Annotated in this window: 21 protein-coding genes; 13 read left to right on the plus strand and 8 right to left on the minus strand. The window is 67.8% G+C overall.

All coding sequences use genetic code 11. The features are described from left to right. Positions 1 to 197: 197 nt before the first annotated feature. The 4 genes from DU502_RS04140 to DU502_RS04155 are packed head-to-tail and all read left to right on the plus strand — an operon-like array spanning position 198 to position 2242. A complete protein-coding gene (locus DU502_RS04140) occupies positions 198 to 560 on the plus strand; it encodes a hypothetical protein (RefSeq protein ID WP_121919644.1) in 363 nt (120 codons plus the stop codon). Beyond that, entirely contained in the window at positions 560 to 1417 is an 858-nt protein-coding gene (locus DU502_RS04145; RefSeq protein WP_121919643.1) for an FAD:protein FMN transferase, read from the plus strand. The genes DU502_RS04140 and DU502_RS04145 overlap by 1 nt, the downstream gene beginning before the upstream one ends. Then, the gene (locus tag DU502_RS04150; RefSeq protein WP_121919642.1) at positions 1404 to 1688 is read left to right on the plus strand and encodes a thrombospondin type 3 repeat-containing protein; all 285 of its coding nucleotides are present in this window, start codon (positions 1404 to 1406) and stop codon (positions 1686 to 1688) included. Before DU502_RS04145 ends, DU502_RS04150 begins: the two co-directional genes overlap by 14 nt. Further along, positions 1688 to 2242: a hypothetical protein gene (locus DU502_RS04155; RefSeq protein WP_121919641.1), complete on the plus strand. Its 555-nt coding sequence runs from the start codon at positions 1688 to 1690 to the stop codon at positions 2240 to 2242. The genes DU502_RS04150 and DU502_RS04155 overlap by 1 nt, the downstream gene beginning before the upstream one ends. On the opposite strand, the gene DU502_RS04160 is transcribed toward DU502_RS04155, so the two are convergent. Together DU502_RS04160 and DU502_RS04165 are read right to left on the minus strand one after the other, a co-directional pair. Beyond that, the gene (locus DU502_RS04160; RefSeq protein WP_121919640.1) at positions 2216 to 2737 is read right to left on the minus strand and encodes a winged helix-turn-helix transcriptional regulator; all 522 of its coding nucleotides are present in this window, start codon (positions 2735 to 2737) and stop codon (positions 2216 to 2218) included. The two genes, DU502_RS04155 and DU502_RS04160, sit on opposite strands and share 27 nt — an antisense overlap. After that, the gene (locus DU502_RS04165) at positions 2737 to 3033 is read right to left on the minus strand and encodes a hypothetical protein (RefSeq protein WP_121919639.1); all 297 of its coding nucleotides are present in this window, start codon (positions 3031 to 3033) and stop codon (positions 2737 to 2739) included. Before DU502_RS04165 ends, DU502_RS04160 begins: the two co-directional genes overlap by 1 nt. Before the next feature lie 168 nt (positions 3034 to 3201). Here DU502_RS04165 and DU502_RS04170 point away from each other — a divergent pair, with 168 nt between their 5' ends. Next, the gene (locus DU502_RS04170) at positions 3202 to 3765 is read left to right on the plus strand and encodes a hypothetical protein (protein WP_121919638.1); all 564 of its coding nucleotides are present in this window, start codon (positions 3202 to 3204) and stop codon (positions 3763 to 3765) included. Positions 3766 to 3807: 42 nt separating this feature from the next. After that, complete coding sequence (locus DU502_RS04175; RefSeq protein WP_121919637.1) at positions 3808 to 4626, plus strand: alpha/beta fold hydrolase; 819 nt, start codon at positions 3808 to 3810, stop codon at positions 4624 to 4626. On the opposite strand, the gene DU502_RS04180 is transcribed toward DU502_RS04175, so the two are convergent. Then, positions 4623 to 5165, minus strand: coding sequence for a hypothetical protein (locus DU502_RS04180; RefSeq protein ID WP_121919636.1), 543 nt, complete (start codon positions 5163 to 5165; stop codon positions 4623 to 4625). The two genes, DU502_RS04175 and DU502_RS04180, sit on opposite strands and share 4 nt — an antisense overlap. A gap of 205 nt (positions 5166 to 5370) precedes the next feature. Here DU502_RS04180 and DU502_RS04185 point away from each other — a divergent pair, with 205 nt between their 5' ends. The 3 genes from DU502_RS04185 to DU502_RS04195 all read left to right on the plus strand — a co-directional run bounded on the left by DU502_RS04185 (position 5371) and on the right by DU502_RS04195 (position 8743). Continuing rightward, on the plus strand, positions 5371 to 6399 hold the full coding sequence (locus DU502_RS04185; protein WP_158601141.1) for a phosphotransferase family protein: 1029 nt from the start codon (positions 5371 to 5373) through the stop codon (positions 6397 to 6399). After that, positions 6396 to 7667, plus strand: a complete 1272-nt coding sequence (eno, locus tag DU502_RS04190; RefSeq protein WP_121919634.1) for a phosphopyruvate hydratase — start codon at positions 6396 to 6398, stop codon at positions 7665 to 7667. Before DU502_RS04185 ends, eno begins: the two co-directional genes overlap by 4 nt. 305 nt (positions 7668 to 7972) lie before the next feature. Beyond that, complete coding sequence (locus tag DU502_RS04195) at positions 7973 to 8743, plus strand: HFX_2341 family transcriptional regulator domain-containing protein (RefSeq protein ID WP_121920113.1); 771 nt, start codon at positions 7973 to 7975, stop codon at positions 8741 to 8743. A 19-nt stretch (positions 8744 to 8762) separates the two neighbouring features. On the opposite strand, the gene DU502_RS04200 is transcribed toward DU502_RS04195, so the two are convergent. Continuing rightward, the gene (locus DU502_RS04200) at positions 8763 to 9110 is read right to left on the minus strand and encodes a hypothetical protein (protein ID WP_121919633.1); all 348 of its coding nucleotides are present in this window, start codon (positions 9108 to 9110) and stop codon (positions 8763 to 8765) included. Positions 9111 to 9162: 52 nt separating this feature from the next. Beyond that, entirely contained in the window at positions 9163 to 10797 is a 1635-nt protein-coding gene (locus DU502_RS04205; RefSeq protein ID WP_121919632.1) for a histidine kinase N-terminal 7TM domain-containing protein, read from the minus strand. Between the two features lie 166 nt (positions 10798 to 10963). Here DU502_RS04205 and DU502_RS04210 point away from each other — a divergent pair, with 166 nt between their 5' ends. From DU502_RS04210 to DU502_RS04220, 3 genes are all read left to right on the plus strand, one after another. After that, positions 10964 to 11158 carry a cold-shock protein gene (locus tag DU502_RS04210; protein WP_049935367.1) on the plus strand — a complete coding sequence of 65 codons (195 nt, stop codon included), beginning with the start codon at positions 10964 to 10966 and terminating at the stop codon, positions 11156 to 11158. Positions 11159 to 11283: 125 nt separating this feature from the next. Then, on the plus strand, positions 11284 to 12843 hold the full coding sequence (locus DU502_RS04215) for a hypothetical protein (RefSeq protein WP_121919631.1): 1560 nt from the start codon (positions 11284 to 11286) through the stop codon (positions 12841 to 12843). A gap of 78 nt (positions 12844 to 12921) precedes the next feature. Next, entirely contained in the window at positions 12922 to 13461 is a 540-nt protein-coding gene (locus DU502_RS04220) for a DUF7504 family protein (protein WP_121919630.1), read from the plus strand. A gap of 3 nt (positions 13462 to 13464) precedes the next feature. On the opposite strand, the gene DU502_RS04225 is transcribed toward DU502_RS04220, so the two are convergent. From DU502_RS04225 to DU502_RS04235, 3 genes are all read right to left on the minus strand, one after another. Further along, the gene (locus tag DU502_RS04225) at positions 13465 to 13698 is read right to left on the minus strand and encodes a hypothetical protein (protein ID WP_121919629.1); all 234 of its coding nucleotides are present in this window, start codon (positions 13696 to 13698) and stop codon (positions 13465 to 13467) included. Further along, positions 13695 to 14519 carry a M48 family metallopeptidase gene (locus tag DU502_RS04230; RefSeq protein ID WP_121919628.1) on the minus strand — a complete coding sequence of 275 codons (825 nt, stop codon included), beginning with the start codon at positions 14517 to 14519 and terminating at the stop codon, positions 13695 to 13697. The genes DU502_RS04225 and DU502_RS04230 overlap by 4 nt, the downstream gene beginning before the upstream one ends. 157 nt (positions 14520 to 14676) lie before the next feature. After that, the gene (locus DU502_RS04235; RefSeq protein WP_121919627.1) at positions 14677 to 15234 is read right to left on the minus strand and encodes a hypothetical protein; all 558 of its coding nucleotides are present in this window, start codon (positions 15232 to 15234) and stop codon (positions 14677 to 14679) included. A 188-nt stretch (positions 15235 to 15422) separates the two neighbouring features. Between DU502_RS04235 and DU502_RS04240 the strand changes: the two genes are divergently transcribed. After that, positions 15423 to 15743 (plus strand): DUF7518 family protein, encoded by a 321-nt coding sequence (locus DU502_RS04240; protein ID WP_121919626.1) that lies wholly within the window; start codon positions 15423 to 15425, stop codon positions 15741 to 15743. Positions 15744 to 15757: the final 14 nt, after the last annotated feature.

Genomic DNA, 15757 nt, shown 5'->3' on the forward strand with positions numbered 1-15757 from the left:
TCGTTTTTGTGGCTCTGCTGTCACGAACCTCCTCCGATCCGGATCCCAGACGATTCGACGATTGGACGACGATTCGACGCTTGGACGCGAACGCACTACTGTACGATCGTCGTCGATTCGACCGTGATGTCCCCGAGTGACGGTATCGCGTTCGGAATCGACCGCTTGACCGAGACGACCGACGGGGGTGACTGACCGTGCGCTCCCCTCTTCCGACCAATCGCCTCGTGGCGTTCGCTCTGGCCGGGGCGCTGGTGACGGCAGTCGTCGCCGTCGGCCTCGCCGTCCCCGGAATCGGTCTCGCGTCGCTTTCGGACGACGACGCCACTCCGCCGACCGATGGATCGGCGTCAGTCGCGGCCGACGCACCGACGCCCAACCCGAACTTCACGCCGGCCGTCCAGACGCAGTCCGGGTACGAGGAGGAAGCACACGAGGAACACGAGAGAGACGACGGCGAGGATGGCAACGACGACCATGCGGAGTACGACGACGACGACCACGACGACGATGAGGACGACGACTACGGCGACGACGACGACCACGAGGAGGACGACTGATGATTTCGTCGGCGTACGAACGACTCGGCGACGCCAGACGCGAGTTCCGCTGCTGTGATACAGCGTTCGTCGTCCGGGCGACGGGTGTGCGGGCCGACACGGCCGCCTGCCGCGCCCGACGGACGGCCGAGACGCTCGAAGCCCAACTGAACGCCTTCGACGACGCGAGCGCCGTGGCTCGCCTCAACCGCACGGGCGAAGTCACGAACGAACACGTCGCGCGGCTGGTTCGTCGCGGTCACGAGTACCGCGACCGGACCGACGGCGTCTTCGACATCCGGCAGGGGCGAACCGAACACGCCCTCAAGGAGTTCCTGCGCGGTGAGACGGACGCGCCCCCGGGCGCGTTCGAGGCCGGCGAGGTTCGGACGGACGGCGACCGGGTCACCGCCGACGCGGCCGTAGATCTGAACGGCCTCGCCAAGGGCTACATCGTCGACCGGGCGGCCGCCTCCCTCGCGGGCCCCGGGCGGCGCGGATTCGTCAGCGGCGGTGGCGACATGTCACCCCCGACCGGCCCCATCGCCGTCGAGAGCCCGTACGGCGACGAGACGCCGCTGAAGGTGCTCGACACCGACTGGAACGTGGCCACCTCCGGCGGCTACCGGCGCACGCGGGCGGGCGTGGATCACGTCTACGACCCGACCGCCGAGCGGTTCGGCGCGCGCCACGAGTCGGTGACGGTCGTCGCCCGCCGCGACTGCACGGAGGCCGACGCCCTCGCGACGACGCTCGCGGCCCTCCCACTCGACGACGTCCTCGCTCTCGCCGAGGACTGGGGCGGCCTCGAAGCGTTGCTCGTCCACGGCGGCGTCTTCCACACGACCACGGGGTTCGACGCCCATGTCCGAAACTGACCGACGGATTACGGTCGTCGCCGTCGTCGTCCTCGTCGTGGCCGTGCCCCTGCTCTGGGGGGTCGCCGACGTGCGCACGGCACAGGCGGCGGACGCGAAGCAGGCCGATCTGGTCGAGACGACGGTGTCGACGCGACAGGCGCCGGCCGACTACGACGGTGACGGCGTCTCGGATTCGACCGACCGGTGTCCGACGCGCCCCGAGACGACGAACGGGTTTCAGGACGGTGACGGCTGTCCGGACGTGGTCGAGACGACGGGGGCGTCCTGATGGAAGTCGTCTGGTATCTCGACCGCGCGGCCGCCCTCGTCGCCTACCCGTCCCTCTATCTGGCGACTCTGACCGGCATTCTCGCCACGACGGACGCCTTCGGCGTTCTCCACGACGCGGCGAGGCGGATTCACGTCGAGATTTCCGTCTTCGCACTGTTGCTCACGCTGTTGCACGCCGGCCTCGGCGTCCTCGACGCGTGGCTCGTCGTCTCCGGGCAGGTGCCCCAGCCCGCGTACTCGCAGTCGTATTTCCTCGCGGGGCTCGTCGTCGGCGTCGGGGCGCTGTTCTTGCTCGTCGTCGCGGTGCTCGGCTTCCTCGACGCGCGACGCTTCGAACGCCCCTGGGGGCCGCGGGTCGTCCACGCCTTCGCCTACGGTGGCTTCGCGTTCGCGACGGTCCACGCCGCCGCCGTCGGCACGGATATCGTGGGCCTGATCCGGCCGCTCGTGGGGCCGACGACCGCCTTCCTTGCTTACCTCCTCCTGTTGCGGCTGCTGATCCAGCGGGGGGTCCTCACCGACGGGTCAGTATCCGTCCCAGAGGCCGAGTAAGCGGTCCACGACCCGGTCGGTGAACGTCCGCTGGTGGACGGTGTAGAGGTACTTCACGCGCTCGGGATTGACGAGTTCGTATCGCACGCTCCGGCCGTCGCGCTCTTTCGTGACGAGTCCGGCGTCTTCGAGCCGCGAGAGGTGCCACGAAATCGTCGAGGTTGCCTTGTCGATCCGGTCGCCGAGTTCCGTCGTCGACAGCGGGCCGTCGGCGAGGAGGTGCGCGAGGATCCGTCGGCCGTACGTTCGACGCAGCGCGTTCATCGCCGTCCGATCCACGTCGTCGAACGTCTCGGCGGGGTAGTAGCGCGTGAACTTGCCGTCGTCGGAGACGTCGACGAACCCCTCGTCGGCGAGCCAGCGGAGGTGGTACTGGAGCGTCCCCTGTGCGTAGTCGAGGTCGTCGAGGAGGGCGCGAAAGTGGATGCCGGGTTCGTCGCTGACGCGCTGGAAGATGCGCCGGCGCGACTCCAACTCGAGTTCCGGGCCCGACATCACTCTCGGGTGAGGGCGAGGAAGAACACGACGAGGCCGCCGAGGATGAGCAGTGCTGCCCCGTGTTCGAGCATCTCCACGACCGGGTAGGTGAGATACGGGAGCAGGGCGTACTCCAGAAAGACGATCAGCCCGTACATCGCGAACAGCGCGTAACCGCTCGTCACGACGAGCATCCGACGGTCGCGCTCCCGACGCCACGCGAGGTAACTGAACCCCGCGAGCGCCGTGGCGACGACGAAGATGCCGAGGCTGACGTACTGTTCGAGCAGTTGGGCGGTCGTCGCGAGCGTCATGAGGCGACCGGGAGTGGGTGACCCTGCGTCCTCCAAGCCATACGGCCGTATCGTCGGCGTAGCGGCGAAAAAGGGTTGTCGTCCAACCATCGAATCCGCCGGCGGCGGACGACCGTCCGCCGCACCGAGACGTAACCGCTTAGTGACCCGCTTCCGACCGCACAGTCGATGCCCTCCACCAGACTGCTCGCCGGTAGCCTGAGCGCCCTCGCCGCGTGCTCGTTCGCCGGTGTCGCCGTCGCACAGTCCCCGATGGCCGACTCCGAGTTGGGCCTCGCGACTCGCGTCGCCCTCCGGTTCGGCGTCGTCCTGCTCATCAACCTCGTCCTCGGCGGGGGACTCTACCTCCTCGCCCCCGAGTACGCCCGGCGGATGGTGGCGGAGATCCGTGACGACGCCGGGTCCGCGTTCCTGTGGGGCCTGCTCGTCGGGATCGCTCTCCCCATCGCCCTCGTCTTGCTCGCCATCACGATCATCGGCCTGCTGATCACGATTCCGGGCCTGATCGCGCTGTTTTTCGTCGGCCTCGTCGGCAACGCGGTCACGATCTGCTGGCTCGGCACGGTCCTGACGGGGAACCGCGAGCCCAGCGGATCGGCCGTCGGCATCGGCGCGCTGGTACTGGCACTCGTCGGCGCCATCCCGCTCCTCGGCAACCTCGTCACGACGATCCTCGGCTTCTTCGGCCTCGGCGTCGTCGGGCACGACCTCTACACGTCGTGGCAGGGGTAGGGTGCCGCGGAGGTTTTTGTGGCCTGCGCTCCACCGACGCGTATGCGAACACGGACGGTCACCGGCGGCGACGGGGTCGAGATTCACGTCGAGGAGCGCGGGCCGGCCGACGCCCACCCGCTCCTCCTGATCCACGGCTTCTCGCAGTCCCGCCTCGCGTGGACGCCGCAGTACGACTCCGCCCTCACTGACGACTACCGCCTCGTGGCGATGGACCTTCGGGGCCACGGCGCCTCCGGCACGCCAAGCGATCCGGACGCTTACCGCGACTCGACGCTGTGGGCCGACGACGTGCGGGCGGTAATCGAAGGGCTGAATCTCGACGCTCCCACGCTCGTCGGCTGGTCGTACGGCGGCCTCGTCGTCTCGGACTACCTCGCCACTCACGGCGGCGACGCGGTGTCGGGTATCGTCCTCGTCGGCGCCATCACGGAGAAGGGGACCGACGACGCCGACCGCTTCGCGGGCGACGAGTTTGTCGCGCTCGATTCGGGGTTCCGGTCGACCGACGTGGAGGAGAGCGTCGATACCCTCGCCCAGTTCGTCCGTCTCTGTGTCGAGGAGTCGCTCGACGACGCCGACTTCTACCGCGCGCTCGGCTACAACGTCGCGGTGCCGCCCTTTGTCCGCGCGGCGATGCAGGACCGGGCCGTCGAACACGAGACGGCGCTCGCCGGCGTCGAGACGCCGATCCTCCTCGTCCACGGCGAAGACGATCCGGTCGTTCGCTCGGACGCGGCGGCAAAACACGCCGACCTGTTCCCGAACGCCGAGCTAGAACTCTACGCCGACGTGGGTCACTCACCCTTCTTCGAGGCGCCGGACCGCTTCGAGGCGGATCTGCGCGCGTTCCTCGGTTAAGGAGCGGCGCGGAGTCCGGGGTGGCCGTCGACGACGGCGGCTCCGAGTGTGCGGGGGTCGTCGCCGTCGTCCGTGTAGAACGCCTCGAACGCGGCGACGAACTCGCGGGCGCGTTCCCGTGGCGGGCCGCGGGGCACGGCTTCGACGATGGGGTCCGAACCGGCGAGGAGGCGCAGGCGCGGATCGGAATCGGTCGGGGGCGTCGTCTCGACGCGCAGGTCGTCGTCGGTCCGGTCGAAGACGGCCGCGGTGGCCGACGGCGTGTGGGTCCACGACGCCGGCAGGTCGACGCTCGCGTGCAGGTCACCGAGGAAGGTGGCGAACACGTCTTCACAGCCGCGACAGAGCGGGTAGGTTCCCTGCGAGACGACGCGGTCGTCGACGATACTCGCGAGGGCGACTACTCCCGTCTCGTCGGCGGGGCGGTCACAGAAACCGCAGGCGTCGGTTCCCGGTTCCCGTGGCTGCCAGTGTCGGGTTAGCTCCACCACTTCCGGCCGACAGCCGTCACAGACGAACGCCGTGTCGGGGAGCCGCATGCCTGACCCCACCGTCCGACGCACCCGTATCCGACCGTGGCGACGGTCCGGCGACGGGCGGAAGTGACTCCCGCAGACGTGACAGCGCCGGATGGGACACATACTCGAAACTCGCGTCCTGACGAGCATAACCGTTTCCCGGATCGTCGGACGGGCGTCGGACGGGAGCAAACGTGAAGTGACCGGCACGGGTCCGGGGAGACGAATGACTGACCAAGCCACGGAGTTCACGCCCGAGGCAGCCATCGCCCACCTTCAGGCGCAGGGCGTCGTCCCCGCGGACGCCGACGCGACGGCGCGGTCGCTCGGCGGCGGCGTCTCGAATCACGTCTACCAGGTCACCTGGGACGACGACTGTCTCGTCGTGAAACGCCCACTTCCGAACCTCGCGGTCGAAGACGACTGGCCGGCGGACGTGGACCGCGTCCACAACGAGGCCGACGCTATCCGCGCCTACGACACCGTCCTCCGGGAGACGAGCGTCGCGGCGCGGGTGCCGCGTGTCGTTCACGAGACGCGAGACCCGGATCACGTCGTCGCCATCGAGTGCGCGCCCGCGGACGCGGAGATGTGGAAGACGGACCTGCTCGCCGGCCGTGTCGACGCCGGCGTCGCCGCCACCGTCGGCGAAGTGCTCGGCGTCGTCCACGACGCCACTGCGACCGACGACGATGTACGGGAACGCTTCGCCAGCAAGCGTCCCTTCGATCAACTTCGCGTCGATCCCTACCACCGCACGACGGCGGAGCGAAACCCGGACGTGGCCGACGCCATCCACGACGAGATCGACCGCCTCATGGACACCTCCCGCGCCCTCGTCCACGGCGACTACAGCCCAAAGAACGTCCTCGTCGGCCGCGATTCCGTCCCGTGGATTCTCGATTTCGAGGTGGCTCACTGGGGCGACCCCGCCTTCGACACCGCGTTCATGCTGAATCACCTGTTCATCAAGTCCATCTACAACCACGGGAAGCACGCGGCCTACGCCGACGCAGCCGACCGGTTCTGGACGGCCTACGACCGCGCGGTCGACTGGGACATCGAGCGCGAGACGGTGGCCGAACTCGCCGTCTTGATGCTCGCGCGGGTCGACGGCAAGTCGCCCGTCGAGTACGTCGAACGCGAGGCCGTGGCCGAGGCGCTCCGCCGCGTGGCGAAACGGACGCTCCGCGGCGACGCCGACACGCTCGACGACTTCGCGGCGCTCGCCCGCGAGGAGGCCGAGGCGCTATGACCGACATCACCGCTGTCGATGCGTGGGAAGTCCTCGACTCGCGCGGCAATCCCACGGTCCGGGTTCGCGTGGACGCGGGCGACGCGACCGGCCAGTTCACCGTCCCCGCCGGGGCCAGTACGGGTGCACACGAGGCCGTCGAGCGCCGCGACGGCGGCGACCGCTACGGCGGACGCGGGGTGCGCGAGGCCTGCGCGGCCGTCCGCGACGACCTCGCCCCCGTCGTCGTGGGCTGGTCGGTGACGGATCAGGTGGGCGTCGACGAGGCGCTGGTCGACTGCGACGGCACGGAGAACCTGTCGACCCTCGGTGCCAACGCGGTCCTCGGCGTCTCGGGGGCCGTCGCCCACGCCGCGGCCGACGCGACCGACCGCCCGCTCTACGACGTGCTGGCACCCGATTCGGGACCGGGCGCGATGCCGATGCCCATGATCAACGTGCTGAGCGGCGGCCTCCACGCCGCGGCCGACCTACCGATTCAGGACTTCCTCGCCGTACCTGTCGGAGCCGACACGTATCCCGAGGCGCTGGAGACGGTGTGGGAGGTGCGGCGGGCGGCCGGCGCCCGGATCGGTTCGGGTGAGCACCCGCCACCGGTCGCCGACGAAGGTGGCTTCATCCCGCCCGTCGCCGACGCGGACGCGGCGTTCGAACTGCTGGTCGACGCCATCCGCGACGCGGGCTACGACCCCGGTCGGGAGGTCGCTATCGCCGTCGACGTGGCGGCGACACACTTCTACGACGCCGACCGCGACCGGTACGACCTCGCCGGCGAGACGCTGGATCGGGCGGCGATGATCGACCGTGTGGTCGAGTGGGTCGACGCCTATCCCGTCCGATCGGTCGAGGACCCGCTTGCAGAGGACGACTGGACGGGGTGGGAGCGACTGGCCGACCGCATCGGCGACCGGGTCCAGTTGCTGGGCGACGACCTGTTGGCGACGAACGCCGGGCGACTGGACCGCGCCGTCGACGCCGGCGCCGCGAACGCCGCGCTCATCAAGCCGAATCAGGCAGGAACGATCACCCGGACGCGGCGAGTCGTCGACGCCGCCCAAGCGGCGGACTGGGCGCCCGTCGTGTCGGCACGCTCGGGCGAGACCTGTGATGCCACCATCGCGGATCTGGCGGTCGGCCTCGACGCGGGCCAGATCAAGATCGGATCGCTCGCGCGTTCGGAACGCCTCGCAAAATACAACCGGCTACTCGGGATCGACCGCGCCTACGACGGCGATTTCGCCGGGTGCGACGCGCTCGCGCCGTGGTGAACGACGCCCCCAGATACCGGGCGCGTCGCGGCCCGACGCCCCCCCGGGAGACGCGGTCGATCCGGACCGCTTGTGGCGGTCCGTCCGAGGCACCCCATCGCCGCCACCGGATCACGTCCGGTGGCACGAGGAACGTCGTTCCTCGCTGAGCCGCGACGCACGTGCCGTCCGTCGCGGGCGTCGTCCCCCTGTACACCGCGAGTGCGGTGTACATATCAAATCAGCCGCCGACGGTAATTGAGTATTTGTACGTTACTTACGTTACAACCGTTACGTAATTCCGCTCGCCGCGCGATAGGGTGGGTGTGAACGTCGCCGAACGCGTCCACGTGATGCCGCTGGGGTTCGAACACGACCGGATCGTCGAGCCCGCGCGGGAGTACCGGGCCGACCGGGTGATCCTGCTGGACTGGCTCGCCGACGACATCGAGCGGCCGGCGTACCACGACGACGTGCTAGCAGATCTCGACGCGGCCGGAATCGACGCCGAGCGGCGCGACTGCGATCTGTTCGACCTGTACGACTCTATCGCGGTTATCGCCGAAATCGTGACCGACGAAGCGACGCCCGACGACGCGGACGACGTGGCAAACGACGTGTACGTGAACCTCGCCACGGGGAGCAAGATCACCGCCATCGGCGGGATGATCGCCTGTATGGTCACGGGTGCGGCGACGCCCTACTACGTCCGCGCCGAGCGCTACGCCTCGGGGACGGAGCCAGTCGGGTACGGGATGGAACTCGCCATCGACCTCCCGACGTATCCGATGGATCGCCCCGACTACCAGCAGATCGCCGTCCTCGACCGACTGGCCGACGAGGGGCCGTGTTCGAAGAAAGAACTGATCCGGTTCGGCGCCGAGTGGGAGCTTCCGTTCGTCGACGACTGCGACCGGCCGTTCGACGCCGCGGGCAAGCCGACCAAGCAGTCCTACGCCCGGCTCCGCCGGCACGTCGTCGAACCGCTCGAAGAGCGCGGCTTCGTCACGGTCGAATCGGTCGGCACGACGCGGCAGGTCCGGGCAACCGAGGCCGGTCGGAACGCTCGCACTGCGTTCGGGTACGTGCTCGATTAGAGTCGTTCGTCGTCCTCGATTAGAGCCGGTCGAGCAACTGTTCGAGCCGTTCGTCGTCGTCGAACGCCTTGAGCAGCGTCGTCCGGTCGAGCGCCGGTTCGTACTCCGGTCGACCCTTGCCAACGGGGGAGTCGCTTCCGTCGGTCGCCATCCGGACGAGACCCTCGGCCTCGAGTTCGTTGAGCGCACGCGTGGTTGCCGCTTCGGAGACCGAGCCAATCACGTCGGCGTCGACATCGTCGACTCGCCGGGAACAGGCGCGAGCAATCTCGCCAGCGTGGGCCGGTGTCTCCCCGTCGGTCGCCAGTTGGGTCACACTGATCAACGTGAGCCGCTGCGTGAGCGTCGTCGACTCGAGGTCAGCCATACTGGTAGTTCAACGCCCATCCCTCAAAATCGTACCTGATTTGATCGCTCGCTTACGAGTCTCGTCGTCGCGACGCCGCCCACGTAACGACCAGCCGAATCCCGTCCTCGTCGTCGGAATCGAGCGCCGCGTCCCAGCCGTGGACCTGGGCGAGCGTCCGGACCATGGGGAGGGCGGTCCCGCTCGTCGCGTTGGAGACGGCGTCGCCGTAGTCGAAGTAGCGCTCCGGATCGCCCGCCGGTGGCTCCCCGTCGCCGGTGATCGTGACGCCGTCGTCGCGGCGCTCTACGACCACCGTCGACGCGCCGCTATCGAGTACGAACTCGAACGCGCGGGTGAAGAGGAGCTCGAACCGGGCGGGGTCGGCCTCGACCGATCCCGAGCCGTCGACGGTGAGGGTGGCGTCAGCGTCGTCGGGCCAGGCGGCGTCCACCACCTCCCGAAATTCGACTGGTGTGGAGTCGGTTACCGTTCGACCGTACTGCGCCAGCGTCGCGAAGTCGTTCATCAGGCGCGTGGTCCGGTCGGTCGTGTCGGTCGCCTTCCGGAGCGCGCTCCGGGCGTCATTCACGTTCCCCGCTTCGAGTTGCTCGATCGCCCAGCGGACGTTGCCGCGGATGATCGTCACGGCGTTGCGGAGTTCGTGGCGCATACCGTCTGAGAGGTTCTCTAACTGCTGGTTGTGGCGTTCGAGTTCCCGCCGCTGGTGTTCGAGCTGTGTCACGTCCAAGAACACGACGATCCGGCCGAGCGTCCCCTGTCCGATCTCGAACGCGTTCTCGCTCACCACGTAGTGACGCCGTTCCCCATCGACGGTGACCGTGACTGTCTCCTCGTCGTCGGCCAGTACCGCGGCCAGTTCTGGCACGGTGTCGGCGGGATCGCCGACCGCGTCGTCGAGGCCGGGAAACAGGCGGCGGGCCGCGTGGTTGTACTCTCGGATTCGTCCACTGTCGTCGAGGAAGATGGTCGGCCCCTCGACGCCCTCGGTGAGCTGAATGGCGAGAAATCGATTCTCGAAGACGAAGAGGACGCCGAGGGTGAAGGCGGCCACGCCGAGTGGCGCGTGGATCATGTCGAGCAACAGCGGTGTCGCGTAGCCGACGACGTCGAAGACGACCGGGAGGCCGGCGAGTCCGACCAGCACCGCGAGCGGCGTCGCGTCGTACTCGGAGTTGGCGAACATCTCGAAGAGGGCGAACATCCCCACGGCCGCGAGGGTGTAGGAGAGGCCGGTGACGACCCAGTGGAACAGCCCCTGCCGGATCGCCAGGTGGGGAAACGGCGTCGAGACCATCGCGGTGGTGAAATAGAGGTGGTGGATCGGGTTGGTGACTTTCACCGCGACGACGAGCAGGTACAGGGCGACCGCGGCCCGCCGGTAGGCCGGCCGCCGGTGGTACTGCCGGCCGGTGTACGCCGAGCAGAAGTAGAGCCAGGCGAAGACGGTGCTGAATCCGAGGATCAGCCCGACGAGATAGACGGCCGTCTTCAGCTCCGTCGAGGGAACGAGGAGGAGGACGGCGTGGGTGATGGCCCAACTGCCGCTCGTCGCGAGAAGCGCGACCAGTCCGCGACGGGTGTCGGCGTCCTCGATCAGGCGGGCGTGGACCGTCCCGACGGCACAGACACCTCCGGCCAGCGCGAACGCCAGCGCGTACGCGACGGCGGGCGACAGTATCGGCACGTACCCACGGCGTCATCACGAGTGCTAACCAATGCTTCGATCCGTGGTCCGGAGCGGCCGATCGACGGCCCGAATCGGCCGCCCACGCCGCATTCGACGACCAGTGTGGCGTGAGCGTCCCCATCACGGAAGCCTTATCCGTCGAGGGGGCCTCTGTTCAAGTGCAATGGCAACTGGTACGGTTGATTTCTTCAACGACACTGGCGGTTACGGCTTTATCGAAACTGAGGACGCGGACGACGACGTGTTCTTCCACATGGAAGACGTGGGCGGCCCGGACCTCGAAGAAGGACAGGAACTCGAATTCGAAATCGAGGACTCTCCCAAGGGTCCCCGCGCGACGAACGTCGTTCGCCTTTAAAACGGCGAGCGTTTTTCGTTAGCGATTTTTCCCGGCGCATCGACCTCGTAGCGGCGGCTATCCGATTCTCAGCACTGAGAAGGTAGCCCACATCTTGAAACCTCGTGGCGACGCAGGGGTGGGTAATGGACTCGACCGTCGTCCGGTTCGTGTGTGTGGCGCTCCTTGTGGCGGCGGTCGCGCCCACCGGAACCGCCGCGACGCCGCCGGCGATCACCCTCACCGTCGACGGGACGACGGTCGACGACGGCGGCGCCACGCTCGTCGAATCCGATCCGACCGTCGACGTGCAGGTGGACGCCGACCGCTCGATCCGAGTCGTCTCCGTCCGCCTCGACGGGACGACCGTCCGGCGGGCTACGCCGAACGCCACGACGTTCGACGAGTCGTTCGACCTCGACGTCGCGAGCGGCGAGCACACGGTCACGGTCGTCGTCAAGACTGACCGCGTCACCACCCACGAGGTGACGGTGACGAAAGACGCCGAACGGCCGTACGTTCAGTACACCGCGCCGTTCGAGACCGACACGTACGCCCCGCCGCCGGAGTCGGCGTCCGTGAACCGCTCCCGGATCGTCCTCGCGGGCAACTTCACCGACGTGACCGGCGTCTCACACCTCCGGATCGTCCGCCGAACCGAGTTCTCGGTTGGCTCGGACACGCGGACCGACCGCGAAATCTACACCGCCTCGGGACTCGACGGCTCGTTCTCACAGCCACTTTTCCTCGGTGTCGGCCGGAACAACGTCACGGCGCAGTACTACGACGAACTCGGCCACGTCCGGAAACACAACTTCCAGATCGTCGTCGAGGATACCGCACCGCCGACGCTGTCGAACCTCTCGGCGATTCGGACCTCGCCGTCGACGCTTCGCCTCCGTGGCCGTGCAATCGATAACGGGCAGATCCAGAGCGTCTCGATCCGCCCGGCGACCGGGTCGAGCACCACGTATCTCGTCGAACCGGGGCTCGGTCGGCCCGATCCGACGCGCGGCCACGTCTCGTTCGAGATGAACCGCACCCTCTACCCCGGCGCCACGGCCGTCGTCGTCGAGGCGACCGACACGGCTGGCAACTCCGTCGAGCGGACCGTCACCGTCCGCCGGACCGTCGCTCCCGACCTCCGTCTCGACCCCACCGGCACGCAGTACGTGAACGAGTCGACGGTCGTCGTCCGGGGGCGCGCGACCGACGGCGAGATCGCGTCCGCGAGCGTCGAGACAGTCGTTGACGGCGACGTGGTCGACATCACCACCGTCCACGACGGCGGCATCGTGACCGACCTCGCCGTCGAGGGTCGCCTCGACGCGCCCGACGGGCGGGACGTGACCGTCCGCCTGCGCGTCATCGACTCTGCCGGCACCGAACACGTCGTCTCGCTCGATCGGCGGCTGACGGTCGACACGCCGACGGCGACGGCGACGCCCGAACCGACGGCGACACCGGCGGCTACTTCGACACCGGCGCCCGGACCGACGGCGACACCCGTCACGCCGACCCCGGCGCCAGACCCCGAATCGAGTGGGTTGACGATCCCGCTGATCGGCGTGACGATTCCCGTGCCCTCGGTGCTCGGTACCTCGGTCTCCCTCCCGGTGCCTATCGTCGGGCCGTTCGATGTCCCGGTCGTCCCCGTCGTGGGTATCGTCGTCCTCGGCCTGGGGGCCGTCGCCCGCGCACGATGATGGCCGCTGCCACAGGCGTTAATTGTCGGGACTAACTACGATACGCGAGGTGATGGTATCCCGCCAGACGCCCTCCCGGTGAGTACGCTCCACCTCACCGAGAGGCGGACTGCGATCGGGGCTCGACAGTGTGCTCGCGCCGTCCCCGAACCGAATGGGGCGGACGTGCTCGTCGTCGCCTTCGCCGGCTCACCAGCCCGGTGGCTCGACGGCTGGCAGGCCGCTGTCGGCGCTCCCCCGCGGGCAACGTTCGTCGTGAACGACGCTGCCTTGTGGATCGCCGGCGACCCACGGGAACGGATCGAGTCGGTCGCTGCTCCCGACACTGCCGTTCGAACCGAACTCGTCGATTCGCCCGGCAACCTCACCGATCTCGGCGTCACGCTGACGGAGGCGCTGGAGGCACACGCGGCGCGTGATCGCCGGACAGTTCTCTGTCTCCAGTCGTTGACTGTCCTCCTGCAGTACTCGCCGCTCGAGCAAGTGTGTCAGTTTCTGCACACGCTCGTCGGCCATCTGAAGCAGTTCGACGCCACGGGTCACTTCCACCTTCACGAACACGCCCACGACGAGGAGGCGGTCGCCACCCTGCGCTCGATGTTCGACCGGATTCAGTGACGCCTATCCGAGCGCCGTGTAGCCGAAGTAGAGGCCGAGGAGGAGACACCCGCCGCCGAGCGCCTGCACTAGCCGCCGCCAGCGTCCCGGCACGGCGTCGGTGCCGTACTCGCCGCCGTGGCCGTCGGGTCGTCGGCCGACCGTCTGCGTGCGGACGACAGCCTCGGGCGCGAGCAGACAGAGGAGGCCGAGGAGGACGCCGAGCACTGCGGCCAGCAGCGTCCGGGTGTCGGTCATCGACTCCGGAGGCGTTCGATCCGCTTCTCGACCGGCGGGTGCGTCGAGAGGAGGTTGGCGAGGCCGCCGCGGTCGTCGAAGATACACAGCGCGTTCACCTGCGTGTCGACCTCACCCTCCCGGCGCTGGGCACCCCGACTGATCTTCTCCAGTGCGCGGGCGAGGGGTTCGCCGCTTCCGATTTCGTCCGCCGCGTCGCTGTCCGCGACGTACTCGCGGTAGCGCGAGATGGCGAAGACGAAAAGCATCACCAGCATCTGGGTGAGTTGGCCGACGACGATGGCGAGGAAGAAGTCCGCGATGTCGTTGTCGCCGGTCAGGAGGACGGCCCACTGGGCGACGATGGCGACGATGGAGGCGACGCCCTGCCCGAGTACCATCATCACCACGTCGCGGTTGCGGATGTGGGCGAGTTCGTGGGCGAGGACCCCCTCGACTTCGTCGTCGTCGAGGGTCCGCAGGAGTTCCTCGCTCACGACGACCGTCCCCGCGCCCTTGCGGCCGACGGCGAAGGCGTTCGGGACGCCCATCCGGGCGATCATGAGTCGGGGTTTGTCGATGCCCATGTCGCGGGCGAGCGATTCGACGCGGCGGTGCAGGTCGGGCGCGCGCTCTTCGGGCAGGTCTTCGGCGCCGACGCTCCGAAGCGCCATCCACTTGCCGATCTTGTACTGGACGCCGACGAAGAGGACGCTCCCGAGCAGAACGAGTGCGAGCGGCCACTGGAAGACACCCATCACGACGACCGCGGCGACCGCGTAGAACGCGAAGAGGATCGATCCGACGACCGCCATCCGGGCTTTGAGTCCGACGTGGCGCATGGGCGAGACTGGGGCGTCGAGACACTAAGGGTCGGCGGTTCGCGGTGAGACGAACGCACGTGGGTACTGTGCCCCTCGTCACACCACGACCGAGCGTTCGAGCAACCAGAATTGAGTGCGCTGTTGCGTCGCAGTGATCGCGTCGGCAGACAGCGGGCTAAAATTCGCTGAGCTGCCTATTGTGCAGAATCTCGACTAGACACTGGAGTTTTGGCATTCCGGAATCCGCACACATCTCTTCGACCTGTTGCAGCGAAAAGATGTTCCCGTACTTTCCGATCGCCTCACCCAGGTTGTATGTGTAGTAATACTCGGCCGTTTTCTCCCGTTCTACGTATTCGACCGAGCCGCTGTCGTCCCTTTGGAACGTTCCGGATTTTGTGTGTCGGCCGAGACATCCCTCTTTAACGAGCGTCTCTAACGTTCGTCTGAACGTTTCCAAATTCTCGTACGCTGGATGGTCTTCGACCCACTCGGCCTCCCGTTCTACGAATGCGTCGTGAATCTCGTGCGCGTGAAAATCGACGCCGTCGATCCAGTCCTCGTACGTCATATCGTATAAGAAGTCGTGAACGAATCTCTCCTCCTCGCCCGACGGATACGATGACGGGCCGTCTTCGTTCCCCACCGCAATACGGAGGGCTTCCGACAACACGGGATACGGTTCCTCGTCTACACTTGCTCGATCCACCACCGTCAGTTCGGTCGACCCCATACCATTCGCATTATATGTCGGATACTTAATTTCTTCTGAGCGGGCACGTTTCGTCCCGTACTCACGGGTGGTTCGCCGGGCCGTCGTGGCGAACCGTCGTTACCGACGCCGTACTGGTGGCCGAACTCCTCCACGACCTGGTGAATGTCTGACGTACCTTTATAGGTCCGGGGCTACCCCATAGAGCTATGAGCAACAGGGTGGAGGAGCTCGAATCCCAGGTCGCGGAACTGCAGGCCGCCGTCGACGGCCTCACCGAGGAACTCGTCGAGACGCGGGAACGCCTCCGACAGCTAGAGGAAAACGAAGGCGTCGACAACTCGCGAGCGCCCGCACCCCGCGATTCGGCCCACGCCGAGGTCGAACACGCGGACGCCGAATCGGACGCCGACCCGGCGTCCGAGGCGGACGCTGACGTCGACGCTGAGGCCGAGGCAGCAGAAGCCGACGCCGAAGCAGAAGCGGAAGACGACGACGGCTCCGACGGGAACGACATCATCGTCGCCTGATCGGGGTCACCACC

The sequence above is a fragment of the Haloplanus aerogenes genome (assembly GCF_003856835.1).
In the GTDB taxonomy this organism is placed as follows: Archaea; Halobacteriota; Halobacteria; order Halobacteriales; family Haloferacaceae; genus Haloplanus; species Haloplanus aerogenes.